The sequence below is a fragment of the Caballeronia choica genome, assembly GCF_001544535.1.
Taxonomy (GTDB): domain Bacteria; phylum Pseudomonadota; class Gammaproteobacteria; order Burkholderiales; family Burkholderiaceae; genus Caballeronia; species Caballeronia choica.
This window is the reverse complement of the sequence record NZ_FCON02000030.1, coordinates 27,475-53,532: the sequence shown is the minus strand read 5'-3', so window position 1 is coordinate 53,532 and position 26,058 is coordinate 27,475. Positions and strand designations below refer to the sequence as shown.

Genomic DNA, 26,058 nt, shown 5'->3' with positions numbered 1-26,058 from the left:
GCGACCGCAAGTCGACGGCAGGCTGTTAAAACGGGGTTAGGCATGGCGCACTGTCATCGGGACTTGCCGACGAGCACCAGCGATGCCGAGGCTTCGAAGTCACCCGGCTCAACCTGGACGAGTCGGCGGTGCGGCAAGCCGGTTCGATGACTCGACAAGCTGCCACGCAAGAAGTCCAGGAATGAAGATCAGCAGATCGCGAATCCGTCTCGCACCCGCGAGCGCGAGACATATCGAAGGATCGAGGCCAAGCGCGCCGCCAATCAGGACGAAGGCGCCCTCCTGCACACCCAGGCCGCCGGGCACGAAAAACGCCGCGCTGCTGACCGCCTGGATCAACGATTCGATAACAACCGCATCGACCAGGCTGACGCGCGCCCCGAGGAAGTAAAGCGCGAGCCAGATTTCGAGCGAAGTCAGCACGCATTGAAGCGGCTGCCAGAAAAACAGGTAACGCAAAACGACACCGCGCCGACGCCAGATCAGCTTGATCGTCTGATCGATCTGCGCCGACCGCCCGATGAGCGCAGCGAGCTTGCCACTCATGATGCGGTTGAGCATGCGCGTGATTCGCTCGAACGGACTGGCATGCTGAACCAGCGCGAACAGCACCAAGAGCGGTGTGAGGACCACCACGCCCCAAGCCAGTTGGCCGGCGAACCGGGCCGCGCCGGATTGTGCATGCGCGAGCAGAAAACCGATCCCGACCATCGTGAAGAGCAACTGGCTGATTACCGTCAATTGCATATCGACGATCAAACTGGCTGCGGCCGCCGACGGCCCCAGCCCTCGAAGCCGCAGCATCCGGTACGACACCACCTCGCCACCGATGCGCGCGACCGGCAGCATGCAATTCACCGATTCTCGCACCCACACCAGATTCAGCATCGTCAGCACGGAGGGCCGATGCGCGCGGCGGATCAGCGTGCGCCAGTCGCACGCATTGGCGAGCATCGGCAGCACGTGCGCCAGTGCTGCGAGCAGCAAGCCGGCGCCGGCGGTTCGCAGCGCGTGGAGCACGGCGGCGGGGTTCTCGTGCCAGACGAGCCACAGCGACGCGATCAGGCCGGCCAGCGCCGCGATGCGGCCAAGATGCTTCATCATGCCGGTGCCGTTGAGAGGTGTCGCTTGGCAAAAGCCACGCGCGCGAATCGCCTTTGCTTCATCAGTCGGTTACCCGTTCGTCCTGAACGGCCGACAACAGGCCGTCACTGTCGACTTCGAAACGGAAGCCGCGCCACGTCACGCGCGACGACCAGAAACTTGCGACGAATATCGCAAAGGAAGCTATATCCCACAGCGGCAACAACCATAGGTCGCGATGTGCCTGGCGCAAAACGCGGTCCGACGATAGCTCGAGCGCGAGCCTTGCGAACAGTGTCGCGAGCGCGAGTTGCCATGACCAAGCGGCGGCGCCGGACAACATCAAGGCAAGCAGCGAGAATGCGAGCGGGTGACTAAGCACCGACCCTAGATGACCAAACGGATCGACCTTGCGGATCGTGCGGCTCCAGCGCAACTCGTGCGCGATCAACTGACGCGCGCTGGTTTCAACACAGGCATGCGCGACCGTGAAGGGCGGAATCGACACTTTTTCGCCCGCGAGCCGCACCGCCTCACCGATCGCATGATCTTCCGCCAGATGGCTGACAAATGGCTCGAAGCCGCCGATTTTTTCGAGCGTTGCGCGTCGCATCGCGATGGTCTGCCCGAAGCATGGCCGCGCGAGGCCCAGCGCAAGGGCGATCACCACGCCGGGAAGAAACTGGTAATTGGTGGCTTTCGCCGAAAGACGCGGCCAGAAACCCGGTTCGGGTTTGCCGCGATAAATGCACGTGACCAGTCCGACTCCCGGCTTCTCCAACTCGCCGATGACCTTGCCCAGATAGTCCGGTGCGACGCTCACGTCGCTGTCAGCGAACACCAGTACGTCGTGCCGTGCTTGCGGCAGCATGTTCAGAATGTTGCTGACCTTACGGTTTGGCCCATACAGCCGCGCATCGGCGACCACGGTAATGTCTGCTTCGGGATGCAGGCGCCGCAGTGCATCGACCGTCCGTAGCGCCGGATCTGCCGTGTCGTTCACGCCGAACAGAAACTGCACGGGGCCAGGATAGTCCTGATGGCAAAAGCTCGAAAGATTGGCGAGCAATCCCCGCTCGTCGCCGTACAACGGTTTGACGATGGTGACTGGCGGATACCGACTCGGCTTGCACGCGGAGCGCAGGAAAAAACGTCGGATCAGCAAGGCCGCAACGATCGTATAGGCGATGCCGAACATCGCCGCCGCGCCGCACGCCGTCGCCATGTCCGCGACCAGGAAATGCACGGCGCTCACGCCGCGTGGCCGCTTGAGAAGTGAAATATCTCGAGAACCTCGCGCAGGCAACGCCTCATCATCCCCTCGCTCGTGAGCATTCCAGGGTTGAACAGCCTGCTCTCCCGGAACCAGCCGCTCCTGGACCGCCTGGTAGTAGAGCGTCGATCGAAAGACTTCTCGAAAACGTCGTGCACCGCCGACTGCGCGAGGAAAGCTTTCATGAAGGCTCCCGTTAGCATTCAGTACGCCCACAGTTCTTGATCGATGAAGGACTCGGAGTATTTCACCTCGATCTCGTGTCGAGGGTTGTGCTGTTTCCAGTTACCTCCTAGTGTAAGCGCGAGGGTTCTCCCAACGTTGTTCCTGACCGAAAAAGCATTTCAATCATGGTGAACGCGGGTTGCCACGCACACGTCCTGCGCCCCGACTGCTCGCAAGCCATGGGTCCACACCGCGAGCCCCTGCCCGTGGCTGCGATTGGCGAGCGAAAATCCCGCGCGATGCCGTCTCGCGACGCGCGACGCGATCGCCAGGCCGAGTCCGCTGCCCTGCCCCTGCGCGCCAGCGCCGCGATAGAACCGATCGCAGACCCGCCCGATTTCGTCGGCGGGAATGCCCGGCCCGTCATCGAGCACCGCTAGCGCGATGCTGTCCGCTTCCCGGCGCAAGGTCACGTCCACCCGGCCGCCGCGCGGCGTGTGGCGGATCGCGTTATCGAGCAGGTTGTTGAGCAGCACCGCCAGCGCGTGCGAGTCACCGATGACCGTGTACGGATCGGCGGGACCGGTCGCGTGTTCGAGTTCGAGGCCGAGGTCGATCGCCTTCGTCTCGGCCAGCATCGAGAAATCGCCGACGCACATTTCGCACAGCCGCCGCAGGCTGACCGGCGCCATCGCCGTCTCGCGCTCGGCGTCCTCGCGCGCCATCGTGAGCAATTGCTGCGCGAGATGGATGATGCGGTTCAGGCGCCCTTCGAGGCGCGCGAGCGTGTCGCCGCTGCCCGCCAGCGACCCGTCGCGCACGGCCGCCTGCATCTGCAGCTTGAGCGCCGCGAGGGGCGTGCGCAGTTCGTGCGCGGCATCGGCGACGAAGGACCGTTGCGCCTGCGAAGCCGCGGCGAGCCGCAAAAGCAGATCGTTGAGGGCATCGACGAGCGGCCGGATCTCGGTCGGCACGCGCTGGTCCAGTTGCACCGGATCGAGCGATTCGCCCTCGCGGCTCGCGAGCGCGCGCGAGAGTCCGCCGATCGGCGCCAGCCCGCGCGCGACGACGAACAGCACGAGCACGACGGTCACGGGAACGAGCACCGCGAGCGGCCACAGCGTGCGCAGCGCGAGCTTGAGCGCGAGCTCGTCGCGCACGAAGTAGGGCTGCGCGACCTGCACGAAGCGATCGGGCTGCTCGATGCCGAACACGCGCCAGCGATACCCCTCGCGATCGACCGATCGAAAGCCGTCGCCGATCAGCGGGAGCGCGGGCTCCTTTAGCGGGTGATAGATGAGCTTGCCGGTTTTGTCCCAGATGTCGATGACGAGCCGGTCGTCGGCGATGTCCCTGAAATCGTGGCTGGGGCGCTCGGTGCCGTCCGTGGCCGCGATGTTCATCGGCAGCGAGATCGCGACGGTGCGCAGCTCGTAGTCGAAGAGTTCGCTGGCTTCCTCGCGCGCGGTGTGGAAGATGCCGAAGCCCGCGACAAGACACGCGGCGGCCAGCCCGAAAATCAGCCAGCCGAGCAGCCAGCGCCGGATCGACGTCATATGGGGCGTCATCCGGGCCTCTTCAATCGATAGCCGACGCCACGCACCGTCACCACCTGGTCGGCGCCGATCTTGCGCCGCAAGCTGTGCACGTGGACTTCGATGGTGTTGCTGCCCACTTCTTCGCCCCAGCCGTACAGTTTCTCTTCGAGTTCGGCGCGCCGGAACACGCGGGCGGGCTCTTCGATCAGCGCCTGCAGTAACGCGAACTCGCGCGGCACGAGATTGAGCAGCACGCCGTCTTTCATCGCTTCGTGCGCGGCGGGATCGAGCCGCAATTCGCCGTGCGTGTAGACCGGATGCTTCTGCCCGGTGCGGCGCCGGAGCAAGGCGCGCACGCGAGCGGCAAGCTCGTCGAGATCGAACGGCTTCATCAGGTAGTCGTCCGCGCCGGCGTCGAGACCGCGGATGCGGTCATCCACTGCATCGCGCGCGGTCAGGATGATCACGAGCGCGTCGCCGCCCGCGCGCCGGTACTCGTTGAGCACGTCGATGCCATCGCGCTTCGGCAGGCCGAGGTCGAGCAGCACGAGATCGTACACGCCGTTGTTCAACGACAGCTCCGCGGCGCGGCCGTCCTGAGCCCAGTCGACCGCATAGCCCGTGCGCCGCAGCGAGTCGAGCACCGTCTCGGCGATCATGTCGTCGTCCTCCACCAGTAGCAGACGCATGTGAATTCTCCATCGAAACTGCTTTGCCCGAACGCCAATTGTCCTGTCCGCAAGCTTAAGCCTCACTTAAGCGTTCCTTAAGCTGCTTCAACGAATGGCCTTTGGTCTGCGAGCGCACACAGCTCTTCGCGTGCTTAAGCATCTCATAAGGAATCCGGCCGCATTATCGCAACAAACGTGGCGTGGCATGTGACGACACGCTGCGATGCAGTCCGGGAGATGTCCATGCAAGTACCGACTTTCGTTTCGATGCGCGCGCACCTTGTGTTGTTCGGGCTCGCCGTGGCGGTGTCGGACGCTGCATTCCTGCTGGTGGCGATGCTCGCGGGCAGGCCCGAATCCATCAGCGAGCCGGTCGTGCGACTCGCGACGCTCGGCGCCGCCGGCGTCGTCGTGACATTCGTCAGGCATTCCGCTCGACGCGCGTTCGACGTCGCCGAATCGTCGCACCATCTGGTCCGGGCGGCTAACGGGCGCGGCGGTCCAGTGATCGCCGGTGGCTGCGAACGTGACTGGCTCGTGCAGTTGCATCTCGAACTGAATCCTGCGGCTTTGCACCGCTAGCGGTAAGCGACTCTCCGCCGGGCGTGCGTTGAGGCGGCCAACGCGAGGCGTTCATCTCCCGTTCTCAATGCAATCCCGGCTGCGCTTGAGCCCGCTGAAAACCAGATCACGCGGACGGTCCTGGCCTCGGAACCCTGACCGTCTTGTTTCGCCCGGCTTTCGCCGGGTTTTTTTTTGGACGGCGCATGGCTGCGAGACGTTCTGACGAACCGATAACCTCAAGCGCCTAAGCGTTCCTTAAGCATCGACGAGGCAGCCTGTCGGATTTGCGAAGCGCGCTGCATCCGCTTCGCGAGTCCCCATCGATAAATACCTCTTGTGCAAAGGAGGCGCCGTGATCGACAGCATTCCGACAGCAACGCTCGCAGTCGACAGTAAGCAGACGAATACGCGGTGCACCAAGCGGAACCCTGCGTGATGGCGCCGTCGCTGCCATTGACGGAATGGATGCTCATTGGCCTCTGCTGCATCGCGACGTGCTATGCGGCAGTGGCCGCGCTCGTGCGTCCGGGACTGCGCGAGCCACGGGACGACGACGCGTGCGGCCCGTCGCGGACCCCATCGGTCAGCGTGCTCAAGCCGCTTTGCGGTGCGGAACCGCGCCTCCTGCAAAACCTCGAAACCTTCTGCGTGCAGTCGCATCCGTCGTACCAACTGCTGTTCGGCGTGTCGTCGGCGAGCGACCCGGCGGCAAAGGTCGTGAAGTGCCTGCAAAAAGCCTATCCGCATCTCGACATCCGGCTCGTGGTCGACGACACGCATCACGGCAGCAATCGCAAGGTCGCCAACCTGATCAATCTGTCGGCGCACGCGCGGCACAGCCTGCTCGTGATCGCCGACAGCGACATCGCGGTCGAGCCGGACTACCTGACGCGGGTCACCGCGCCGCTTCTCGATCACGATGTCGGCCTCGTCACGTGCCTGTATCGCGCGCGGCGGGTGGGTGGCTTCTGGGCACGCCTCGGCGCGCTCTTCATCGACGAATGGTTCGTGCCCTCGGTGCACCTCGCGCACGCGGCGGGCTCGCGGCGCTTCGGTTTTGGCGCGACGCTCGCGCTGCGGCAGGACACGCTCGCGGCAAGCGGCGGCTTCGAAGCCCTGCGCGACTGCCTCGCCGACGACTACTGGCTCGCCGAACGCGTGCGCGGGCTCGGCCTCGCGATCCGGCTCTCGGACGTAGTCGTCACGACCGATGTGATCGAGCGCGACTTCCTCTCGCTCTGGCGTCGCGAAACGCGCTGGCTGCGCACGATCCGCTCCGTCAATCCGCTCGGCTTCGCGTTCCTGTTCGTTACGTTCACCACGCCGTGGCTCGTCGCGAGCGGCCTGCTCGGGCTCGGCATCGACGCGAGCGGCGGCAACATCGCGCATTCGTATGTCGACACCCTGGTCGACCTGAGCACGTCGCTCGGCCTGAGCGCGCGCCTCGTGCTGCACTGGCGCAGCGCGCGCAACTGGCGCGGCTTCTGTCGGGAGTTGCCGCTCCTCCCGCTGCGAGATGTCCTGCTCTGGCTGCAATGGTTCGCGGCGGCCTTCGGCAGCAACGTGTCGTGGCGCGGCGCGCGCGTTCCCATCGACGGCTCACCCGCTTCCGGCGCGCCGAACATGCGCAACGATCCCGATGCGTCCGATCTCTCGGACAGTCGATGAATCCAATCATCATGAAGGAACTCTCATCATGAAGACGCTGTTCCTGCCCGACATCAAGAAAGGCCTTCGCACCGACATCGCGCGCCGCTTCAGCGGCGATTGCCGCAAGCCCGGCAACAAGATCTGCGGGACCTTCATTCCCGGCGAGACACACGAGACGATCGAAACGACCATCGTGCGCGAGATGCTCGTGAGTCGGGCGATGACCAGGCGCCGGTTGCGTGAAGGCGTCGAATTCTTCCGCTTCCTGCGCACGCACGAGGCGTGACCATGCGCGGCGTCATCGTCACCGCCGACGACTTCGGGCTGCATGCGCGCGTGAACGAGGCCGTCGTGCTCGCGCATCGCGACGGCGTCCTCAGCGCGGCGAGCCTGATGGTCGGCGCGCCCGCCGCGCACGGTGCGATCGCGTGCGCGCGTGAACTGCCGGACCTGCGCGTCGGGCTGCATATAGTCCTCGCCGACGGCCACGCGACGCTCGCGCCTTCCACGATTCCCGATCTCGTCGACCGTCAGGGCCGCTTCGGTTCGTCGATGGCACGCGACGGCCTGCGCTTCTTCAGCCTGCCGCATGTACGCGCGCAACTCGCCGCCGAAATCCGCGCGCAGTTCGAAGCCTTCGCCGCGACTGGGCTCGCGCTCGATCACGTCAACGCGCACAAGCATTTTCATCTGCATCCGACCGTGCTCGCACTGATCCTCGAGATCGGCCGCGACTTCGGCATGCGTGCAATGCGGCTGCCGAACGAACTGCACGGGTCGATCCTGCTGCGTCCGTGGATCGCGCTCGCGAAGGCGCGCATGGAACGCGCCGGCATCGATCACAACGATCATGTTGCCGGCCTGCGCTTGACCGGCAGGATGGACGAAGCCGCGTTTCTCTCCGTGCTCAGGGAACCGCCCGGCGGCGTGCTGGAGATCTACTGCCATCCGGCGAGCATGGGACGGGGGGCGCTCACGTCGTCGATGCGCGGCTACCGCCATTCCGACGAACTCGCCGCGCTGCGCTCGCCCGCGGTCGCGGCGGCGATCGTTGCGACCGGCGCGATGCAGGGCGGTTTCGCCGATGTCTTCGGCCACGCGGTACGCCAGCCGACGCGAGTGTCGGCATGATGCGGCGCCCGCTCTGGCTTCGGTGGCCCGCTGCGTTCGCCTTCTGGTCGCGGTCGCGCTGCATGACGGCATCCGCGATGCATGGCGCGTCGTCGTGGCTCGTGCCGCTGCATGCACACAATGCCCGGCTCGCCATCATGATCGGACGTCCGCCCGCCGACTCGACGACCTCAAGCTGACGAATGCTGACGCGTTATCATGCGAGCTCGATGTCAGGCCCGCATGTGAATAATCATGAATATCCGGTTTCTCGAAACGTTCATCTGGCTCGCGCGTCTGCAGAATTTCCGCCTCACCGCGGAGAAGCTCCATACGACACAGGCGGCCGTGTCGAGCCGTATCGCGTCGCTCGAAGAAAGCTTCGACGTGCGCCTGTTCGATCGCAATTCGCGCTCGGCCACGCTCACGCCGGCGGGCCGCAAGATGCTTGCGTACGCCGAGCGAATCGTGAATCTCGGGGAGGAAATGCGCCGCGAAGTCGAAGGCGCGAGCGGCGACGGTGGCCTCATTCGCATCGGCGTGGTCGAGTCGATCGTGCATAGCTGGTTCCCTGCGCTAATGGCGCGCGTGCGCGAGCGATTTCCGCATCTGGAAATCGAGGTGACGAGCGACACCACCATCCATCTCGTGCAACTGCTGCGAGCCGATGCTGTCGACCTCATCCTGCAAACGCACGCGCTCAATGACCGCGAGTTCGCCGATCAGCCGCTTTGCGAATTCCCGATGCGCTGGGTCGCGAGCCCTGCCCTCAACCTCTCGGGACGGCCTGTCGACCTTACGCGCCTCGCCGAGTTTCCCGTCATCAGCTTTTCGCGACACTCGGGGCCGCACATCGCGCTCGAACGCGAGTTCGCGCGCGCGGTCGAGCGGCCCGTGCGCATCAACTGCATCAGTTCGGTGGCGGCGATGATCCGCCTCGTCGCGGACGGCTTTGGCGTGGGCGTGCTGCCCCCCGCGATCATCCAGCGTGAGCTGCGAGAAGGCGCACTCGAAGTGCTTGACGTGGAAAGCGGCTTCATACCGCTTCCGTTGGTGGCGAGCTTCCGTCTGCAAAGCCACCCGATGGCAGCGCGCATCGCCGATCTCGCGAGCAAGGAGGCGCGCGCGTTCGTGCTTGATCTGGGACCGAATCTCGAAGGCGCGGTGTCGCATCGGGTCAACGACACCGTCGAAGTCGTTGACGAGCCGTCCTCGCAGGCGCGGCCAACGAAGCCCTCGCGGCCGCGCGCAGCCAGGCCCGGACGACCCGGAACGTCCGAAACGCCCGCCAAACCACGTTCGCCGCGGGTCACCCGTAAGCCATAACGAAACCTGTTCGCTGCGTATTTTTTTTCTTGTTGGACCGAAGCACCCTGCTCTCGCCAAACTGCGCTGACCGATTCAACGACTACGCAGGAAGACCCGATGAGCACCACACCGCACGTCCAGCCCGGCCAGCTTTGCATCTGGACCGACACCGATCCGCAAACCGAAACCGACTTCAACGCCTGGTATGACCGGGAACATATGCAGGAACGCGTGGGCATTCGCGGCTTCCGGCACGCGCGCCGCTTCCTCGCGAACGACGGCCAGGCGCGCCGCTATCTCGCACTTTACGTCACCGAGTCGCTCGACGTGTTTCGCAGCGAAGCCTACCGCCAGGCCTTCACGCAACAGACCGACTGGTCGCTGCGCAACTTCGAGCGCATGAGCGACGCACAGCGGCGCGTCGGCGAACTCGCGTTTGAAGCGGGCGAAGGCGAAGGCGCACACGTCGCGCTTTTTGTAGCCTCGCCCGAAGCGCTCGCCGCCGCGAACTGGCGCGATCGGGCAGTTGCAGCGACGCATGAAGCCGGCGTGCACGCCGTGCGCGTGTTCCGTACGGAAGGCACGCTGTCCGCGCCGCTCGCGACGCGCAACGCCGGCGCTCCGCGCGCCGTGCAGGAAGACGCGGTCGTATTCGTCGAAGGCAGTTCGAACGCGGCGGCCCGCTCCACCGCACAGAAGCTCGCGGCGGCGGCAGGCGTCGCGCCCGAAACGGTGCGCAGCTTCGACATGCTCTGGCGCCTCGCGGCGTGACGCACACGGGCCGCCAGGTAGCGATCGAATCTGTCGACTCGATCCATGCCCTTTGCGCGGCCCCGCCAACGACTATGGAGAACCCGATGAATACTCTCGCTCAAGCCTCGACAGTAAGCCAGGCGCGCGCCGGTCGCGGCCGTCTCGCGATCGCCAGCATGGTCGGCACGTCGCTCGAATGGTATGACTTCACCGTCTATAACACCCTCGCCGCGCTGGTCTTCAATCACCTGTTCTTCCCATCGGTCGATCCGCTCGCGGGCACGCTGCTCGCATTCTCGACTTACGCGGTCGGGTATGTCTCGCGGCCGCTCGGCGGCTTCATTTTCGGCAATCTCGGCGACCGCGTGGGCCGCCGCGCCGTTCTCATGCTCACGCTCATGCTGATGGGCCTCACCACGGCACTGATGGGCGTGCTGCCCACCTACGCGAGCGCCGGTATCCTGAGTCCGATCCTGCTCATCGCGCTGCGCTTCGTGCAGGGCGTCGCGCTCGGCGGCGAATGGGCAGGCGCGGTACTGCTCGCGGTCGAACACGGCGACCAGAAGAAGCGCGGCCTCAACGCCTCGTGGGCGCAGGTCGGGCCGTCGTTCGGCACCCTGCTCGGCACCGGTTTCATCGCCATCATCACGATTTCGATTCCGTCCGACGCGTTTCTCGCGTGGGGCTGGCGCGTGCCTTTCCTCGCCAGTCTCCTGCTCGTCGGTTTCGGCCTGTGGGTTCGCCGCAGCGTAGGCGAGACACCGCAGTTCGAAATGCTCAGCGAAGCGCACGCGACGGCCAAGGTTCCCGTCCTCGAAGTGTTCTCGCAGCACTGGCGCCGACTGATCGTGGCGGGAGGCGCACGCATCGGCTCGGACGTGCTCTACGCGCTGCTCGTGGTCTTCACGCTGACCTACGTGACGACCGTGCTCAATCTCCCGCGGTCGCTCGCGCTGAGCGCCGTGCTCGCGGGTACGGCCTGCAACGCCGCGACGGTGCCGCTTTTCGGCGCGCTTTCCGACCGTTTCGGCCGTCGGCCCGTCTATCTTGGCGGCGTGATCGCGGCGATCGTCTGGGCGTTCGCCTTCTTCATGCTGATGAACACTGCGCAGCCCGCGCTGATCGTGCTCGCCGTGATCGTCGGCCTGGTGATTCACGCGGTGATGTACGGTCCGCAAGCGGCTTTCGTGACCGAGCAGTTTCCGACCCGCGTGCGATATGCCGGCTCGTCGCTCGCCTATACGCTCGCGGGCATTCTTGGCGGCGGCTTCGCGCCGCTCATCATCGTCGCGCTGTTCCGCGCCTCGCATGGCACGACGGCCGTTTCGCTCTACGTGAGCGGCGCGTTGATCGTCACGGCCATCGCGCTGATTGCCGCTCGCGAAACCGCCCGGCGCCCGCTGGAAGACTGATTCCGCAAGTTTCCCCGGGGCTCTGGTGCCGCGATGCGCAGAGCCGGACTTGCTCCACCCTCATCGAATACCCATCATGACAACGCTTTCCTTCACCGTCCTCCCGGCTACGGGAGCTGCCACCCCGCTCACGCTCGACATCGAAACGCTCGTGATCGCGGGCTGGGCCGGCCGCGACGCCCACGCAATCCAGCATCACATCGACGAACTCGCCGCGCTCGGCGTTGCGCCGCCGTCGAGCACGCCCCTCTTCTACCGCGTGGGTGCGGAGCAACTGAGCCAGGCCGAAACCGTGGACGTGCTCGGCACGCACACGAGCGGCGAAATCGAATGCGTGCTGTTCACGAGTCCGCTTGGCACCCTCGTGACGATCGGCTCCGATCACACCGACAGAAAGGCCGAAGCGTATAGCGTCGCCGTCTCGAAGCAGGTATGTCCGAAGCCACTCGGCCGCGAGGCGTGGCGCTTCGAAGACGTGGCCGCTCACTGGGACAGGCTGACGATGCGCGCAACGCTCGTCGATGCAAGCGGCAAAAAACGCGCGTACCAGAGCGGAACGGTCGATGGCCTGCTGCCGCCCGCCGATCTCTGGCGTCGCTACACGGAAGACGGCGCGCTGCCCCCGGGGAGCGCCATGTACAGCGGGACGCTCGCCGTGCAGGGCGAGATGGCCGCGATGCAATCTGGCGACGCATTCGAACTCGAATTGCACGATCCGGTGCTCGAACGCAGCCTGCGCACGCGTTACGCAATCCGCGCGCTACCTGTGGTGGCCTGAGCGCCGCTCACACGCTCCGAGGGTTCACCGCGCCCTTTTTTCTTATCGCATCCACTACGGAACACCATGTCATTCGCTCCTGCCACGCCGCTTTCGCAACTCGCCGCTGACCTCGACGCAGGCCGCTCGACGAGCCGCGCGCTCGTTGAGACCGCGCTCGCGCGCATCGCCGCCGAGGGCGGTAATGGCGGCAACGCCTTCATCTCCGTGGACGGCGAGCGCGCGCTGCGCGAAGCCGACGCCCAAGACGCGCTCCGCCGCGCCGGCGTCAAGCTCTCGCCGCTCGCGGGCCTGCCCGTCTCCATCAAGGATCTGTTCGACGTGGCGGGCGAACGCACGCGCGCGGGCTCGCAGGTCCTCGACGACGTGGCACCGGCGAGCGCTGACGCAACTGCCGTCGCGCGCCTGCGCCGCGCCGGCGCCGTGCCGCTCGGACGCACCAACATGAGCGAGTTCGCGTTTTCGGGGCTTGGCGTGAACCCGTGGTACGGCACGCCGCGCTCGCCATGGGCGGACGGCAAGAATGGCGAAGCGCGCGTGGCGGGCGGCTCATCGTCGGGCGCGGCGATGTCGGTGGCGTTCGGCATGGCGGCCGCCGGCCTCGGCAGCGACACGGGCGGCTCGTTGCGCATTCCCGCGGCTTTCTGCGGGCTCACGGGCTTCAAGCCCACGGCCTCCCGTGTGCCGGCGAACGGCGCGTTTCCGCTCTCGACCACGCTCGATTCGATGGGCGCGATCGCCCCGAGCGTGGCGTGCTGCGCGCTCGTCGATCGCGTGATCGCGGGCTTGCCCGTAGACGGTGATGCGGCGCGACTCCGCCCCGCCGCGCCCGCAGGATTGCGTGTTGCGGTGCTGACGAACTACGTGACCGAAGGCATGGATGCGCGCGTCGGCGAAACGTGGGAAGCCGTGCTCGGCCGCCTCTCGCGCGCAGGCGTGCACCTCACGCTGCTGCAACTGCCGCTGCTTGATACGCTGCCGTCGATCAACCGCTTCGGCTTCTCGCCGATCGAGGCCTACGCGACGCATCGCCGCCGTCTGCCGTCGCACGCCGAACGCTACGATCCGCGGGTGCTGGCGCGCATCCGCCTCGGCGAGACGGCGCTAGCCGCCGACTACATCGATCTGATCGCGGCACGCGCCGCCGCCATCGCGCAGGCGCGCGCGGCGCTCGATGGCTTCGACGCGTTTCTCATGCCGACCGTGCCGATCGTCCCGCCCGCGATCGCCGCGCTGGAAGCCGACACCGCACACTTCGCCGCGACCAATGCGCTTGTGCTGCGCAATCCGTCAGTGGTGAACTTCCTCGACGGATGCGCGGCGTCGCTGCCGTGCGCGCCGCGCGGGGCCGCACCCGTGGGCCTCACGGTTGCCGGACTCGCCAATGCCGACGCGCACGTGCTGCGCGTGGCGGCCGCGATCGAAGCGGTGTTGCAGAAGGCTTGAGGCAGGCGCGAGGATGAGGCCGGATCATCGTGGCCGCTTCGACAAGACCGCGGAGATCCGTGAAGACGTTGGCCCGCCCGGCCCGGGAACCCCTCTCGGCCGCTCGACTACTTCGGATGTGCTGCTCCAGGCCCGCGGATCCGACCCGAACTCCCGATACGAGTCAGCAGGCACCGGTCACGATCGACTCCGCAACAGTGAGCATTCGCGTCAGCGAGTCAGTCGAGTCGGCAGACGCGTCGATCATGAACAGCGATTCGCGCAAAGCCTGTTCAATATCGAAGCTTCCATCCAGCCACGCCCGCAAGCCCGCCTCGGACATGATGACTATGTTGCTGCGCTTCGCTTCATCCGTTGCCGTTACATCAGGCATCTCGGGGACGATGTCAGGATCGAAGCCATTCGTGGTCGCGTGAAAAAAACCCCACGTGTCGTTCTCAATGAGCAGCACGTAAAAGTCCGGAAGGGCCAGCAGTGCATCTTCGCTGTGAGCGCCTTCGATGCGCGCTTGCAGCAGGTTCAACGCGTCGACGGAAGACATTCGCATGCGCGCCGCGGAGAGCGCGCCTTGCTCCGCATCGACCGGCTCAATCAGTCCCGACTCGATCGCCTTTCGGGCCGCCACCGCGACCGTCAGCGCAAGCGGATGGCCGACGCCGAAATCGATCTTGAAGTTGCAGATTGCGCACATGGGCTCACCTCAAGGCGTGACGATGTTGAACCAGAAATCGAAATTGTCGAGCCAGGACACGAACTCGCCGAGCTTCTGGTTATTGCCGTCGATTTTGGCGCTACCGGCCATCACGAGCTTCTGCATGTTGGTTTGCCCCATCATGATGCTGTTGAGGTCCGCTCGCGTCATCGTGACCGTCGCATCCACTGAACTCGAGGTCTTCTCCTTCGAGTAATGCAACGCGCTGTTCTCGACCCCCAGAACGCGGTTTTCTTTCGTATCGGTCAGCACAAGATTGAACGTCGCCGTTTTCCCGTTCGCGCGCTCGGCATTCAGCCGGATGCCGAGGTAGTCGAGGAACATGTCGAGCGGCATTGCCTGGATGGTATCGGGGCTCTGCGGCGCAGGAGCTTGCCCCTTTCTGACGCCGTTGCGTAATTCCATCGCACCCGTCAGGTAGAAGTTGCGCCATGGCGCCGACTCCGACTGATAGCCCAGTTGCTCGTAAGCGTCCGCCAGCAGTTGTTTGGCCGCGGTATTTTGCGGGTCCGCGAATACCACGTGGTTGACGACCTCCGCCACCCATCGATAGTCGCCCTGGTTGTAGGAGTCGTGCGCCTTTCGCAGAACAGCGGCCGCTCCGCCCATGTACTCGACGTACCGCTTGCCGCTCTCGGTCGGCTCCAGCCGGTGCAGATTGGCGGGCACACCGTCGAAGAACCCGAGGCGCAGGTTGTACTGTGCAACGGCGTCGTGATAGACCGTTCCGTAATAGCTTCGGCAATACCAATGCTTGGCCAGGCTGTCCGGCAGACGGATCGCCTGGCCGATTTCCAGCGGCGTCTGGCCCATGTTGGCCATGCGCATCACCTGATCGTGCAGGTAGCGATACATGTCGCGCTGGGCGCGCAGAAACGAGTTGATGCGATCGTTGCCCCAGGTCGGCCAGTAGTGCGAGGCGAAAAGGACCTGCATATCGCCGCCGAACATGTCGAGCGTCGCCTGAAGGTATTTGGACCACAGCAGGGCATCGCGGACCTTCGCGCCGCGCAGCGTGTAAAGGTTGTGAAGCGTATGGGTCGCGTCTTCCGCCGCGCAGAAGGCCTTGAATTTCGGCAGGTAGAACATGAACTCGGAAGGTGCCTCGGATTCCGGCGCCATCAGCACCACGATGTCCACGCCGTCCAGCGTCAGTTTCTGGCCGGTCTTCTCGGCGAACATCGTGGGAACGGCGAGCGTGATGGTTCCGACCGAGGTCGTCTTGCCGAGACCGCCATCGACGATGCCTGTTGGGCTGCGTGGCAACAGCGAGCCGTACATGTAACTCGCGCGTCGCCCCATCGCGTTGCCCGCGATGATGTTCTCGCCGACGGCCGCTTCCGTGAAGCCGACCGGCGCGACGATCTGGACCTTTCCCGACTTCAGGTCGTCGTCGCTGACGAGGCCGCGCACGCCGCCGTAATCATCGACGTGGCTGTGGGTATAGATGACGTGGGTTATGGGCTTGTCGCCGAGATGCGGGATGACGAGTTGCTTCCACACCGTGGAAGCGACTTCGGTCGTGATGAATGGATCGACGACGATATAGCCGCGATCGCCCCGAATGATGCTCATCACCGAAAGGTCGTACCCGCGCACTTGCCAGATGCCATCGACCACCGTGTACAGCCCATGATTCATATTGAGCTTGGCGTTGCGCCAGAGGCTCGGATTGACGGTTGATGGCGCGTTGTTTTCCGGACCGCCTTTCACGAACGCGAACTGCTGGAGGTCCCATGCCGGAAACTCGCCTTGCCCCTTGATGACGACTGGCTCCGGCAGTGTGGCGATGAGACCGCGTTTCGCGTCCTCGAAGTCCTGGGCATCAGCGAACGAAAGGAACTCGGCATACTGCTTGTTGAGCGCGATCGTCGTCGACGTGGCGGGCTTCGGCGCCGGGCCTGTCGCGGAGAGCGCTGCTCCAGTTTGAGCGAACGTCTCGCCTACCACGCCCGACAGACCGGTCGCAGCGCCTGCAACTGCCACGTTCTTGAGAAATGCTCTGCGTGCTCCGGTTTTTGCTCCGTCATCCGATTGAGACATGATCCCTCCGGTTACGTGTCAACCGCAGGCGCATGACAGCCCGCTGGCGGTGTTCAAATAGCGCCTCGTTTTTGCGAAGCTGGAGCGGTGATTGCGGCGCCGACCCGGTCTGAGTCTGGCTTCCTGTCGCTCACGAGCAACTAATAAGCGAACGACGAGGACATTTCAAGCCTTTTTCCCAGGTGATCGGAACACGAGCCCTCGGCTCGCCTTTCCCCGAGTACCCCTGTCGGGCCGTCTGTACGGCCGACGCCCGAGCGCATTTTTACCGGCGTGCGGTGACCGCCCTGTTCGAGATCGATGTCGATCGTGCCGAGCTTGCTGTTAAACGTCCGCTCGATGGAGGGGTCAGGCGCCATGCCCTAGCTCTTGAGCGAGCCCGATGAGAATGCCTTCGGGGCCCCGGATGTAGCAGAGCCGATACGTGTTTTCGTACTGGACCACTTGGCCGACGAGTTCGGCGCCGCGCTTACCGAGACGGGCAAGCGTATCGTCGATGTCCTCCACGGTAAACATGACGCGCAGGTAACCAAGGGCGTTCACCGGGGCGCGACGATGATCGGCGGCCACAAGTGGCGCAAGGAATCGGGAGATTTCGAGCCGGCTGTGACCATCCGGCGTACGCATCATCGCAATTTCGACGCGCATGCCGCGCAATCCAGTGACGCCATCTGCCCAGTCTCCTTCGATTGGGCCGCGCCCCTCAAGCTCAAGGCCAAGTTCGGCAAAAAACTCAATGGCGGCATCGATGTCTTCAACCACGATGCCGACGTTGTCCATTCGCTTTACCGTCATGATGTCTCCTTGGCGCCTGGCTGAAGTGCCCATCGTAACGCTGCCGACCTGAATTACCGCTCAAGCTCGGGGGTCTCCGTGCGAGTAGCTGCAAATGTTTGATGAGAACCCCGCGTTCTGCCTCGCCGGATAGCAAAACGCCAACCCGGTTGGGTTGGCGTTTTGCGCGGGGCTTGACGGGTATCAGAACTGGTTCATGGTGTTGTCTTTACCCGCCGCTTTCAGGGCTGCTTCGCCGCTGAAATACTCCTTGTGGTCGTCGCCGAGGTCCGAGCCGGACATGTTCTGGTGCTTGACGCAGGCGATGCCCTGACGGATTTCCTTACGCTGCACGCCAGCCACATAACCCAGCATGCCCTGGTCGCCGAAGTATTCCTTGGCCAGGTTGTCGGTCGACAGTGCGGCGGTGTGGTAAGTCGGCAGCGTAATCAGGTGGTGGAAGATACCTGCTTCACGCGCCGCGTCGGCCTGGAAGGTGCGGATCTTTTCGTCGGCGGCGATCGCCAGTTCGGTCTGGTCGTATTCCACGCTCATCAGCTGGGCGCGGTCGTATGCCGATACGTCCTTGCCTCCAGCCTTCATCGCGTCATACACCTGCTGGCGGAAGTTCAGCGTCCAGTTGAACGACGGGCTGTTGTTGTACACCAGCTTGGCGTTCGGGATGACTTTGCGAATCTCGCTGACCATGCCGCCGATCTGGGCGATGTGCGGTTTTTCGGTTTCGATCCACAGCAGGTCAGCGCCGTTTTGCAGTGCGGTGACGCAATCCAGTACGCAGCGCGCTTCGCCCGTGCCGGCGCGGAACTGGAACAGGTTGCTGGGCAGGCGCTTGGGACGCAGCAGCTTGCCGTCGCGCTTGATGATGACGTCACCATTGCCCAGTGCGTCGGCCGACAATTCTTCGCAGTCGAGGAAGGAATTGTATTGGTCGCCCAGGTCGCCCGGCGTGTGGGTCACGGCGATCTGCTTGGTCAGGCCGGCACCCAGCGAGTCGGTACGGGCCACGATGATGCCGTCGTCCACGCCCATTTCCAGGAAGGCGTAGCGGATGGCGCGGATCTTGGCCAGGAAGTCCTCGTGCGGCACGGTGACTTTGCCATCCTGGTGGCCGCACTGCTTTTCGTCGGACACCTGGTTTTCGATCTGAATGCAGCATGCGCCCGCTTCGATGAACTGCTTGGCCAGCAGGTAGGTGGCTTCCGCGTTGCCGAACCCTGCGTCGATGTCGGCGATGATAGGCACGACGTGGGTGACGTGGTTGTCGATTTTTTCCTGGATGGCGGCCTTGGCGGGGCCATCGGCCGCGTCCAGCTGACGGAACAGGCCGCCCAGTTCGCGGGCGTCAGCCTGGCGCAGGAAGGTGTACAGCTCGCGGATCAGCGCGCTGACGGAAGTTTTTTCGTGCATCGACTGGTCCGGCAGCGGACCGAACTCGGAGCGCAGCGCGGCCACCATCCAGCCGGAGAGATAGAGGTAGCGGCGGTCGGTGCTGTTGAAGTGCTTCTTGATGGAGATCATCTTTTGCTGGCCGATGAAGCCATGCCAGCAGCCCAGCGACTGGGTGTACTTGGACGAGTCGGCGTCGTAGGCGGCCATGTCGGCGCGCATGATCCTGGCGGTGTACTTGGCGATGTCCAGGCCCGTTTTGAACTTGTTCTGGGCACGCATGCGTGCGGCAGACTCGGGATTGATGGCATTCCACGCGCTGCCTTGTTGCTCCTTCAAACCAGCAACTGCCTTGATGTCGTCTTGATATTGGGTCATGTGTATCTCCTAAGAGCAAAGCGCATTTGAATAAATGGTTCAGCGTGCTGGTCCGTATGTCGAAGCGAACTGCATGACAGAATAGTAGCGCCGTTTGATGCGTCAGTGCGATGTCTTATATAAGACATAGGACTTAATTTATGCTTATTTTTCAATGAGGTATACAGCAATTTTTGCAATGCAAAACATGTTTTCAAGCGACGAAAAAATGATGAAGCGGAAATTTGAAGCGCGTTCCGTAATGTGGAATGCGCTTTCGGCTGTTGGGGGTGGGGTATCTGGCAGCTTGGTCATGGCGAGGTATCGACCACGATGACCTACGTGCATGTGCCGAATCACTGTGGACGTGGCCACGATCTATCAGGAGGGCGTGGAGGTGCGGTCCGAGGGCAAGTGCTGCGCTCGGCACGTCGATGTTATCGACGCCGACACCAGCGCGAGCAATCGCGCGGAGCTTGCCGGGATTCTCAAGGCACTCGGCGGTGATCTCGGGTTGCGAGCGGACGATGCAGGCGTCGAACTCGCGAATTCAGCTGACAACGATTCGAGCCATGCAGCCTCGCCCCCGGCTCATGAGCGATCTCAGGGTGCATGCAACGGATGGGCGTGACATGACCCTCGCCGGATGCGCCGTCGCGTGTGCGAGGGCGAACATCCGGCGTGATGGCGATGGCTTCGTCTACGGCAGCCCCGGCCGGACACCGGCCACCGGCCACCGACGAAGAGGCCCGGCTCGAACTCATCCCGCCCGTGCTGCTCCCGACGCGATCAGTGCATCGATCTCAGTGTCACCCAAGCCGACTTCGGACAAGATATCTCGCGTGTGCTCGCCGATGCCGGGCGCGGGCCCGCGAATCGCTGAAGGCGTGCTGCCGAACAGCGCTGCAGGGGTCGGTTGACGCACTTCGCCCACAAACGGTTGCTGGAGCGTCTGGACCATATTCATGGCGACGACCTGTTCGTTCTCGATGATTTCGTCGCGGCGGAGCACGGGCGCACAAGGCACGTCAGCTTGATCGAGACGGCGCAGCCACTCGTCGCGAGCGCCCTCGCGCAGGATTCCGGCCATCATGTTGATGCGCTCGGTGCTGTTGAGATTGCGAAGCTCTGCTGTGGCAAAGCGTTCGTCCTGCTTGAGTTCCGGACGTTCGACCGCATCGCAGAAGCCCTGCCACTCGGGGTCGGATATGGTACCGACGGTCATGAAGCCATCGCGCGCCTCGAATACGAGATCCGGCCCTGCGTTCGTCGCGGCAGCGGTCTTCTCGCGGCCGACCACCGTGTACTGCATCATCGCCTCGGGCCACAGGAACGACAGCATCGTGCCCAGCAGCGACAGCTTGATGTGCTGACCGACACCGGTTTTCTCGCGCGCATAGAGCGCCGCGGTGATCGCCTGCGCGGCAAAGATGGACGTCGTCTTGTCCGCGAGGATCGTGCGAATCATCTGCGGACGGCGCGTGGTCTGCTCCGACTGGATGTCGGCCATGCCCGACAGTGCCTGGATCATCGGGTCATAGATGCGCTTGCGCACATAAGGACCACCGTCGCCGACGCCCGTGATCGACACATAGATGGTGCGCGGATTGATCTTGCGGACGTCTTCCCATCCGATGCCGAGCTTCTCGGTCGCGCCGGGGCGGAAGTTCTGCACGAGCACATCGGCCTTGAGCAGCAGCTTGCGAAACACGGCCATCGCGTCCGGGTTCTTGAGATCCAGCGCGATCGAACGCTTGCCGTGATTCGTCGATATGAAAAGCGCGGAGAACTGGCCGTTCTCGCTGACTTTCTGACGGCTGCGGCGATTGATGTCGCCGCCCGGCGGCTCGACCTTGATCACGTTGGCGCCCTGATCGGCAAGGTGCATGGTGGCCAGCGGCCCGGCCACGACAGTTGAAATATCCAGCACAGTGACACCGCTGAGTGGTCCGGACATCATCTTCTCCAATGTATTAAGGGTTTCCTAAAGCGACTTTTGGCAGCCGGGCCCGGGGGCTATCGCGGTATCTGCATCAGTTCGGGAATGCTCGCTGGGTCCATGAAAGTCTTGTTGAACGCGCTCTTGTACGCGGGACGGTTCGAATGGCCTTTGTGGTAAGCGACGATGTTCGGCGGCAGCTCGAATCCGTATTCGATCGCCCAGTCGATGCAGGTGGTCAAAAGAATGTCCGCGCAGCTAAGCTTCCCGCCGAGCAGGAAGCCGCCCTCGCCGATCATCGGCGAGATCGCCTGGAGCTGGTCCATGAAATACTCCTTGGCAGCTTTGCAGGCGGTCGGCGCTTCGCCGTACAGGCTCGAAAACGTGGTGTGGCGGCGGATCACATACAGCGTATGCGCGTCGAACTCCGTCATGATGAAGAAGCACCATTCGTTCAGCTTCGCGCGCTCCTGTGCGTTCTGCGGCACGTAAATGCCGGCGGGCGCTGCGAACGCTTCGCTGACGTAGCCGATGATCGCGGCACTTTCCGTGACCACGACATTGCGGTGCCGAAGCACCGGCACCTTATGGCGCGGATTGATCTTCAGAAACTCGTCGCTATACGTCTCCCCACTGCGCGGATGAACCGGGTGGAACGTGTAATCCAGGCCCATCTCCATGAGCATCCAGTGGACCCTGAGATTGCGTACGGTGCCCATTCCCCACAGGGTCAGGTCTGTCTCCTCCATGGTCGCGCTCCCGTCAGAATTTCTCGCTATAGGGTCGCAGGTCCGCTTCGAGCGTCCATGCGCTGCGGTGCTGGCGATGAATCTGGTAATAGGTTTCCGCCACCTGCTCGGTCGACAGCATCCCGTCTGGCGGCAGGCTCTTCACGAGCTCCGGCATGAGCCGATGGATCGCCGGCATATCCACCGCTCCGTCGATGATGACGGTCGCCGCGTGAATGCCCTTGGGTCCGAATTCGCGTGCAATGCTTTGCATCACCGCGCGCGTGGCGAACTTCGCCGCCGCGAACGCGCCGAAGTTCGCCCCGCCGCGCAGTGACGAGGTCGCTCCCGTGAATAGGATCGTGCCCTTGCCGCGCGGCTCCATATGCCGCACTGCCTCGCGACCGAACACGAACGCACCGAATGCCGCGAGCCGCCACACCTTCTCGAACGCGTCGCCACTGATCTCCAGGAGCGGCTTGCGGTGCTGTGCGCCTGCGTTGTACACCGCTACTTCAATCGGCCCGATCTCCTTCTCGATGCGCGCGAGCGCTTCCACAATCTCGCCCTCCACGCGCAAGTCCACCTTCATGCCGGTGGCCTCGCCTCCCGCCTCGCGCAACTGCTGTGCATAGCCCTGGAGCTTGTCCAGATCGCGGGCAAACATCACCACGTGGTAGTCCGTCGCGAAGCGCCGTGCAATCGCCTGCCCCAGACCTTCTCCGACCCCAGCTACCACTGCCACTTTCTTCGATGCGTTGTTCATCGCTGCTCCGTCGACCGTTCGTCGTTGCTTGTGAATTCCGATTTGCCGCTGTCTGCCGTGATGCGTGCTCTGTGATGCGTGCTCTGTGATGCGTGCTACTACTGATTTGCAAAACTGCGGCGTTGAAACTAAGATACGTGTGTCCACACCTAAATGCAAGGAGACACCCCCCCCGTGAATACCCTCACCACCACGCCCAACACCGCTCTGATCATGGGCGCAGGCGACAGTCTCGGTTCAGCGCTCGCTCGCCGCTTCGCCAGCGAAGGTCTGAACGTATGCATCGCCCGACGCAACGCCGAACAACTTCAGCCGCTCGTCGACGAAATCCGCTCTAGCGGCGGAAAGGTGCACGCATTCGGCTGCGATGCGCGAAAGGAAGAACAGGTCATGTCTCTCTTTGAGCGCATCGAAAACGAAATCGGGCCGCTCTCCATTGTCGTGTTCAACATTGGCGCGAACGTACAGTTCAACGTACGCGAGACCACTGCGCAGAAGTACTACAAGGTCTGGGAAATGGCCTGCTTCTCCGGCTTTCTCACCGGACGTGAAGCCGCGCGCTATATGGCGCCGCGCGGCCAGGGCACGATCTTCTTCACGGGAGCGACCGCCAGCATTCGCGGTGCCGAGGGCTATAGCGCTTTCGCGGGCGCCAAACATGGTTTGCGCTCGCTTGCGCAGTCCATGGCTCGCGAATTCGGCAAGCAAGGCTTGCACGTCGTGCATCCGGTGATCGACGGCCCCATCGATACCCCGTTCGTGCGCGAGCGATTCCCCGAACTCGTGGCCGAACGTCCCGCAGACGGCCTTCTAGCGCCGGACGACATCGCCGATACCTACTGGTTCCTGCATACGCAAAAGCGCAGCGCATGGACCTTCGAACTCGATATCCGCCCGTACCTTGAAATCATCACCAACTTCTGATTCACGCAACCAACGGAGGCAGCATGTCCCAGAGCATCGATTTCTATTTCGACTACGGCAGTCCAACCAGCTACCTTGCCTATAAGCAGATGCCCGGCCTCATTCATCGCACGGGTGCAACCGTCAACTACCATCCGATCCTGCTCGGAGGCGTGTTCCAGCAAACGTCGAATCAGTCGCCGATGGACATCCCCGCCAAGCGCGAATGGATGGTCAAGGACATGGAATTCTTCGCTGAACGATACGGGGTGCCGTTCGAAGTGAATCCATACTTCCCCATCAATACTCTGGTGCTGATGCGTGGCGCAATCTTCGCTCAGGAAGAAGGAATCCTCGAGCGCTACTCGGATGCGATCTTCCACGCGATGTGGGGCAAGCCGCTGAACATGGCCGATCCCGCCGTCATCGGCGACGTGCTGCGTGCGGCAGATCTCGACGTGAAGCGCATCGTTGCAGCGACGCAGGACGCCCGGATCAAGGACAAGCTCAAGACGGACACACAGGCAGCAATCGATCGCGGCCTGTTCGGCGCACCGACGGTCTTCGTCGGGCCGAAGATGTTCTTCGGCCAGGATCGCATCCGGTATGTCGAGGAACTGCTCGCCGAGGCGTGAGCGCGTGCCGTTCGGCGCAAACCCCACTCAACCATCAAAGCAGGTGACTCTCGATGACAGCCTTGAAGGAAGTCTTTGTTGTAAGCGCAGTGCGAACCGCAATCGGCACATTCGGTGGCAGCCTGAAGGACACGCCGCTCAACGAACTTGCGACGCTGGTCGTCAAGGAAGCGTTGGCGCGTGCCGCGGTCGCCCCGGAGAAAGTCGGTCACGTCGTATTGGGCAACGTGATTCCAACGGAGCCGATGGATGCATACCTGAGCCGGGTCGCCGCGCTCTCGGCGGGCATGCCGGTCACGACGCCGGCCTTCAACGTGAACCGGCTGTGCGGCTCCGGCGTGCAGGCCATCGTCTCGGCTGCGCAGAACGTAGCGCTCGGCCTTTGCGATATTGCCGTGGCGGGCGGCGCGGAGTCGATGTCACGCGGCCCCTACTTGATGCAATCGGCGCGCTGGGGCGCGCGCATGGGCGACACGCAGTTGCTCGACTACACCGTAGGGGTGTTGCATGATCCGATGCACAAGATCCACATGGGCGTCACGGCCGAGAACGTCGCCGAAGAGTTCGGCGTGTCGCGCGTCGACATGGATTCACTCGCGGCCGAAAGCCACCGTCGGGCCGCAGCGGCGACGGAGAGCGGCTATTTCCAAAGCCAGATCGTGCCGGTGCAGATCGTCAAGTCGCGGCAATCCATCACGTTTAAAGTCGACGAGCACGTGAAGGGCGAGACGACCGTCGAAGCGCTCGCGAAGATGAAGCCCGCGTTCAAGAAAGACGGCAGCGTGACGGCCGGCAATTCTTCGGGCGTCAACGACGGTGCGGCTGCGCTGGTGCTCGCATCGGCCGAAGCGATCAAGGCGCACGGATTGACGCCGCTCGCGCGCCTCGTCAGCTATGGGCACGCGGGTGTCGAGCCGAAGATCATGGGCATCGGGTCCGTGCCGGCCGCGCGCCAGGCGCTTCAGCGCGCGGGCTTGTCGGTGTCGGACCTCGCCACGGTCGAGGCAAACGAGGCGTTCGCCGCGCAGGCGTGCGCCGTCACGCGGCAACTTGAGCTCGATCCGGCGATCGTGAATCCGAACGGCTCGGGGATCTCGCTAGGGCATCCGATCGGCGCGACCGGCGCCATCATCTCGACCAAGGCGATTCACGAGTTGCATCGGATCGGCGGGAAATACGCGCTCGTGACGATGTGCATCGGCGGCGGGCAAGGCATCGCCGCTGTCTTCGAACGCGTGTGAGTGAAGCGCGCAGCATGCGCGAGCGGGCCGGTCGCCAATTCGGGCGGCCGGCCTTGCTTGAACTTTCGTGGGATGAAGGCGCAATGAAGGCGCAATGGTTGCGGCGCTCGCCGCAACCGTTCACTCCTGTTCGGCCGCGCTCTCGTCGCGCGCGTGTTCGCGAACCATATGAACGGTATCGCGCAGCGTCTTGCGAAGCAGCTTCCATTGCTCGGGACCAATGGCATCATAAACGGCTCGCTGCGCGTCCTGCCAGGCCTGTTCGCTGGCCCGCAGGGCGGTGCGCCCCTTCGCGGTGACCGTCAGATGCTTGACCCGGCGATCTTCCTCGCCCTGCGCGATCTTGAGCAAACCTCGCGCGATCAGCGGCTCGGTGAGGCGCGTGATGCTCGTCCGGTCCATCAACATGGCGTTCGCCACATCCGTGACGCGCGCCGGCGCGAGTGCCTCGATATTGACCACCAGCGTGTACTGCGAGATCGAAAGCGGAACGTCTTTCATCTTCGCGTTGTAGAGGCCAGCCAGGAGCCTCGCGAGCCGGTTCACGTCGAACAGCGCGCATTGCGACACCAGATCGGCCATTTGCGCTGGACCCGTCTTTGCCTTGTGACCTTCGACACGTGCGTTCATTGAGTCATTCCTGCAACGTGACGGAGCTAAAGCTTGCTTAACGTCCGCCGGGAATACAAAAGCGCATCGGCCCGATCGTTTGGCTCAAAGCCGCATCGAAAGCCGATGAGCAACAGGATTCCATATTACGTGACTACGCACCTATTCACAAGATTTTTTTATACAGTACCGA

At 63.7% G+C, this 26,058-nt stretch carries 26 protein-coding genes and 1 pseudogene; 12 read left to right on the top strand and 15 right to left on the bottom strand.

Annotation, left to right across the window (positions count from 1 at the left end; all coding sequences use genetic code 11):
- Positions 1-108: 108 nt before the first annotated feature.
- The 5 genes from AWB68_RS15830 to AWB68_RS15810 all read right to left on the bottom strand — a co-directional run bounded on the left by AWB68_RS15830 (position 109) and on the right by AWB68_RS15810 (position 4,748).
- Positions 109-1,104, bottom strand: a complete 996-nt coding sequence (locus AWB68_RS15830; RefSeq protein ID WP_087645292.1) for a lysylphosphatidylglycerol synthase domain-containing protein — start codon at positions 1,102-1,104, stop codon at positions 109-111.
- A gap of 61 nt (positions 1,105-1,165) precedes the next feature.
- Entirely contained in the window at positions 1,166-2,308 is a 1,143-nt protein-coding gene (hpnI, locus tag AWB68_RS15825) for a bacteriohopanetetrol glucosamine biosynthesis glycosyltransferase HpnI (protein WP_200828709.1), read from the bottom strand.
- A gap of 26 nt (positions 2,309-2,334) precedes the next feature.
- On the bottom strand, positions 2,335-2,541 hold the full coding sequence (locus AWB68_RS15820) for a hypothetical protein (protein ID WP_125482945.1): 207 nt from the start codon (positions 2,539-2,541) through the stop codon (positions 2,335-2,337).
- Positions 2,542-2,700: 159 nt separating this feature from the next.
- Positions 2,701-4,077, bottom strand: a complete 1,377-nt coding sequence (locus tag AWB68_RS15815) for an ATP-binding protein (protein WP_087645317.1) — start codon at positions 4,075-4,077, stop codon at positions 2,701-2,703.
- 8 nt (positions 4,078-4,085) lie between these two features.
- Positions 4,086-4,748: a response regulator gene (locus tag AWB68_RS15810; protein ID WP_087645289.1), complete on the bottom strand. Its 663-nt coding sequence runs from the start codon at positions 4,746-4,748 to the stop codon at positions 4,086-4,088.
- Between the two features lie 225 nt (positions 4,749-4,973).
- On the opposite strand from AWB68_RS15810, the gene AWB68_RS15805 reads away from it, so the two are divergent.
- The 9 genes and pseudogenes from AWB68_RS15805 to AWB68_RS15760 all read left to right on the top strand — a co-directional run bounded on the left by AWB68_RS15805 (position 4,974) and on the right by AWB68_RS15760 (position 13,751).
- The gene (locus AWB68_RS15805) at positions 4,974-5,312 is read left to right on the top strand and encodes a hypothetical protein (RefSeq protein WP_087645288.1); all 339 of its coding nucleotides are present in this window, start codon (positions 4,974-4,976) and stop codon (positions 5,310-5,312) included.
- A gap of 414 nt (positions 5,313-5,726) precedes the next feature.
- The gene (gene hpnI / locus AWB68_RS15800; RefSeq protein WP_374729578.1) at positions 5,727-6,962 is read left to right on the top strand and encodes a bacteriohopanetetrol glucosamine biosynthesis glycosyltransferase HpnI; all 1,236 of its coding nucleotides are present in this window, start codon (positions 5,727-5,729) and stop codon (positions 6,960-6,962) included.
- A 43-nt stretch (positions 6,963-7,005) separates the two neighbouring features.
- Positions 7,006-7,230, top strand: a pseudogene (locus AWB68_RS15795) (hypothetical protein); the annotation flags it as partial.
- 2 nt (positions 7,231-7,232) lie between these two features.
- Positions 7,233-8,075, top strand: a complete 843-nt coding sequence (gene hpnK, locus AWB68_RS15790; protein ID WP_087645286.1) for a hopanoid biosynthesis-associated protein HpnK — start codon at positions 7,233-7,235, stop codon at positions 8,073-8,075.
- Positions 8,076-8,309: 234 nt separating this feature from the next.
- Entirely contained in the window at positions 8,310-9,380 is a 1,071-nt protein-coding gene (locus tag AWB68_RS15780) for a LysR family transcriptional regulator (protein WP_087645284.1), read from the top strand.
- A gap of 99 nt (positions 9,381-9,479) precedes the next feature.
- A complete protein-coding gene (locus tag AWB68_RS15775) occupies positions 9,480-10,133 on the top strand; it encodes a DUF4286 family protein (RefSeq protein ID WP_087645283.1) in 654 nt (217 codons plus the stop codon).
- A 74-nt stretch (positions 10,134-10,207) separates the two neighbouring features.
- On the top strand, positions 10,208-11,527 hold the full coding sequence (locus tag AWB68_RS15770; protein ID WP_087645282.1) for an MFS transporter: 1,320 nt from the start codon (positions 10,208-10,210) through the stop codon (positions 11,525-11,527).
- A gap of 76 nt (positions 11,528-11,603) precedes the next feature.
- Positions 11,604-12,305 carry a DUF2848 domain-containing protein gene (locus AWB68_RS15765; RefSeq protein ID WP_087645281.1) on the top strand — a complete coding sequence of 234 codons (702 nt, stop codon included), beginning with the start codon at positions 11,604-11,606 and terminating at the stop codon, positions 12,303-12,305.
- A gap of 66 nt (positions 12,306-12,371) precedes the next feature.
- Positions 12,372-13,751 (top strand): amidase, encoded by a 1,380-nt coding sequence (locus tag AWB68_RS15760; RefSeq protein WP_087645280.1) that lies wholly within the window; start codon positions 12,372-12,374, stop codon positions 13,749-13,751.
- Positions 13,752-13,914: 163 nt separating this feature from the next.
- On the opposite strand, the gene AWB68_RS15755 is transcribed toward AWB68_RS15760, so the two are convergent.
- The 9 genes from AWB68_RS15755 to AWB68_RS15715 form a co-directional block, all read right to left on the bottom strand.
- Positions 13,915-14,442, bottom strand: a complete 528-nt coding sequence (locus AWB68_RS15755) for a hypothetical protein (RefSeq protein WP_087645279.1) — start codon at positions 14,440-14,442, stop codon at positions 13,915-13,917.
- 9 nt (positions 14,443-14,451) lie between these two features.
- Positions 14,452-16,506 carry an alkyl/aryl-sulfatase gene (locus AWB68_RS15750; RefSeq protein WP_087645278.1) on the bottom strand — a complete coding sequence of 685 codons (2,055 nt, stop codon included), beginning with the start codon at positions 16,504-16,506 and terminating at the stop codon, positions 14,452-14,454.
- Between the two features lie 140 nt (positions 16,507-16,646).
- Complete coding sequence (locus AWB68_RS15745; protein ID WP_087645277.1) at positions 16,647-16,865, bottom strand: hypothetical protein; 219 nt, start codon at positions 16,863-16,865, stop codon at positions 16,647-16,649.
- A complete protein-coding gene (locus tag AWB68_RS15740) occupies positions 16,855-17,301 on the bottom strand; it encodes a VOC family protein (RefSeq protein WP_087645276.1) in 447 nt (148 codons plus the stop codon). The genes AWB68_RS15745 and AWB68_RS15740 overlap by 11 nt, the downstream gene beginning before the upstream one ends.
- A 183-nt stretch (positions 17,302-17,484) precedes the next feature.
- Complete coding sequence (locus AWB68_RS15735) at positions 17,485-19,065, bottom strand: isocitrate lyase (RefSeq protein WP_087645275.1); 1,581 nt, start codon at positions 19,063-19,065, stop codon at positions 17,485-17,487.
- Between the two features lie 144 nt (positions 19,066-19,209).
- On the bottom strand, positions 19,210-19,359 hold the full coding sequence (locus tag AWB68_RS49460) for a hypothetical protein (RefSeq protein ID WP_235028352.1): 150 nt from the start codon (positions 19,357-19,359) through the stop codon (positions 19,210-19,212).
- A 445-nt stretch (positions 19,360-19,804) separates the two neighbouring features.
- On the bottom strand, positions 19,805-21,001 hold the full coding sequence (locus AWB68_RS15725) for a CaiB/BaiF CoA transferase family protein (RefSeq protein WP_087645273.1): 1,197 nt from the start codon (positions 20,999-21,001) through the stop codon (positions 19,805-19,807).
- Positions 21,002-21,060: 59 nt separating this feature from the next.
- Positions 21,061-21,732 (bottom strand): glutathione S-transferase family protein, encoded by a 672-nt coding sequence (locus AWB68_RS15720; RefSeq protein ID WP_087645272.1) that lies wholly within the window; start codon positions 21,730-21,732, stop codon positions 21,061-21,063.
- Between the two features lie 13 nt (positions 21,733-21,745).
- A complete protein-coding gene (locus tag AWB68_RS15715) occupies positions 21,746-22,477 on the bottom strand; it encodes an SDR family NAD(P)-dependent oxidoreductase (protein ID WP_087645271.1) in 732 nt (243 codons plus the stop codon).
- Between the two features lie 213 nt (positions 22,478-22,690).
- Between AWB68_RS15715 and AWB68_RS15710 the strand changes: the two genes are divergently transcribed.
- The 3 genes from AWB68_RS15710 to AWB68_RS15700 are packed head-to-tail and all read left to right on the top strand — an operon-like array spanning position 22,691 to position 25,256.
- Positions 22,691-23,401 carry an SDR family oxidoreductase gene (locus AWB68_RS15710; RefSeq protein WP_087645316.1) on the top strand — a complete coding sequence of 237 codons (711 nt, stop codon included), beginning with the start codon at positions 22,691-22,693 and terminating at the stop codon, positions 23,399-23,401.
- 23 nt (positions 23,402-23,424) lie between these two features.
- The gene (locus AWB68_RS15705) at positions 23,425-24,015 is read left to right on the top strand and encodes a 2-hydroxychromene-2-carboxylate isomerase (RefSeq protein ID WP_087645270.1); all 591 of its coding nucleotides are present in this window, start codon (positions 23,425-23,427) and stop codon (positions 24,013-24,015) included.
- 53 nt (positions 24,016-24,068) lie between these two features.
- Positions 24,069-25,256 (top strand): acetyl-CoA C-acyltransferase family protein, encoded by a 1,188-nt coding sequence (locus AWB68_RS15700; protein WP_087645269.1) that lies wholly within the window; start codon positions 24,069-24,071, stop codon positions 25,254-25,256.
- A 120-nt stretch (positions 25,257-25,376) separates the two neighbouring features.
- On the opposite strand, the gene AWB68_RS15695 is transcribed toward AWB68_RS15700, so the two are convergent.
- The gene (locus tag AWB68_RS15695; RefSeq protein WP_087645268.1) at positions 25,377-25,886 is read right to left on the bottom strand and encodes a MarR family winged helix-turn-helix transcriptional regulator; all 510 of its coding nucleotides are present in this window, start codon (positions 25,884-25,886) and stop codon (positions 25,377-25,379) included.
- Positions 25,887-26,058 lie beyond the last annotated feature (172 nt).

Bases quoted from the DNA above. Each gene is read 5' to 3' on its own strand.
- AWB68_RS15830 (WP_087645292.1), bottom strand. From the start codon at position 1,104: ATGATGAAGCATCTTGGCCGCATCGCGGCGCTGGCCGGCCTGATCGCG.
- hpnI (WP_200828709.1), bottom strand. From the start codon at position 2,308: ATGGCGACGGCGTGCGGCGCGGCGGCGATGTTCGGCATCGCCTATACG.
- AWB68_RS15820 (WP_125482945.1), bottom strand. From the start codon at position 2,541: ATGAAAGCTTTCCTCGCGCAGTCGGCGGTGCACGACGTTTTCGAGAAG.
- AWB68_RS15815 (WP_087645317.1), bottom strand. From the start codon at position 4,077: ATGACGTCGATCCGGCGCTGGCTGCTCGGCTGGCTGATTTTCGGGCTG.
- AWB68_RS15810 (WP_087645289.1), bottom strand. From the start codon at position 4,748: ATGCGTCTGCTACTGGTGGAGGACGACGACATGATCGCCGAGACGGTG.
- AWB68_RS15805 (WP_087645288.1), top strand. From the start codon at position 4,974: ATGCAAGTACCGACTTTCGTTTCGATGCGCGCGCACCTTGTGTTGTTC.
- hpnK (WP_087645286.1), top strand. From the start codon at position 7,233: ATGCGCGGCGTCATCGTCACCGCCGACGACTTCGGGCTGCATGCGCGC.
- AWB68_RS15780 (WP_087645284.1), top strand. From the start codon at position 8,310: ATGAATATCCGGTTTCTCGAAACGTTCATCTGGCTCGCGCGTCTGCAG.
- AWB68_RS15775 (WP_087645283.1), top strand. From the start codon at position 9,480: ATGAGCACCACACCGCACGTCCAGCCCGGCCAGCTTTGCATCTGGACC.
- AWB68_RS15770 (WP_087645282.1), top strand. From the start codon at position 10,208: ATGGAGAACCCGATGAATACTCTCGCTCAAGCCTCGACAGTAAGCCAG.
- AWB68_RS15765 (WP_087645281.1), top strand. From the start codon at position 11,604: ATGACAACGCTTTCCTTCACCGTCCTCCCGGCTACGGGAGCTGCCACC.
- AWB68_RS15760 (WP_087645280.1), top strand. From the start codon at position 12,372: ATGTCATTCGCTCCTGCCACGCCGCTTTCGCAACTCGCCGCTGACCTC.
- AWB68_RS15755 (WP_087645279.1), bottom strand. From the start codon at position 14,442: ATGTGCGCAATCTGCAACTTCAAGATCGATTTCGGCGTCGGCCATCCG.
- AWB68_RS15750 (WP_087645278.1), bottom strand. From the start codon at position 16,506: ATGTCTCAATCGGATGACGGAGCAAAAACCGGAGCACGCAGAGCATTT.
- AWB68_RS15745 (WP_087645277.1), bottom strand. From the start codon at position 16,865: ATGGCGCCTGACCCCTCCATCGAGCGGACGTTTAACAGCAAGCTCGGC.
- AWB68_RS15740 (WP_087645276.1), bottom strand. From the start codon at position 17,301: ATGACGGTAAAGCGAATGGACAACGTCGGCATCGTGGTTGAAGACATC.
- AWB68_RS15735 (WP_087645275.1), bottom strand. From the start codon at position 19,065: ATGACCCAATATCAAGACGACATCAAGGCAGTTGCTGGTTTGAAGGAG.
- AWB68_RS49460 (WP_235028352.1), bottom strand. From the start codon at position 19,359: ATGACCAAGCTGCCAGATACCCCACCCCCAACAGCCGAAAGCGCATTC.
- AWB68_RS15725 (WP_087645273.1), bottom strand. From the start codon at position 21,001: ATGTCCGGACCACTCAGCGGTGTCACTGTGCTGGATATTTCAACTGTC.
- AWB68_RS15720 (WP_087645272.1), bottom strand. From the start codon at position 21,732: ATGGAGGAGACAGACCTGACCCTGTGGGGAATGGGCACCGTACGCAAT.
- AWB68_RS15715 (WP_087645271.1), bottom strand. From the start codon at position 22,477: ATGAACAACGCATCGAAGAAAGTGGCAGTGGTAGCTGGGGTCGGAGAA.
- AWB68_RS15710 (WP_087645316.1), top strand. From the start codon at position 22,691: ATGGGCGCAGGCGACAGTCTCGGTTCAGCGCTCGCTCGCCGCTTCGCC.
- AWB68_RS15705 (WP_087645270.1), top strand. From the start codon at position 23,425: ATGTCCCAGAGCATCGATTTCTATTTCGACTACGGCAGTCCAACCAGC.
- AWB68_RS15700 (WP_087645269.1), top strand. From the start codon at position 24,069: ATGACAGCCTTGAAGGAAGTCTTTGTTGTAAGCGCAGTGCGAACCGCA.
- AWB68_RS15695 (WP_087645268.1), bottom strand. From the start codon at position 25,886: ATGAACGCACGTGTCGAAGGTCACAAGGCAAAGACGGGTCCAGCGCAA.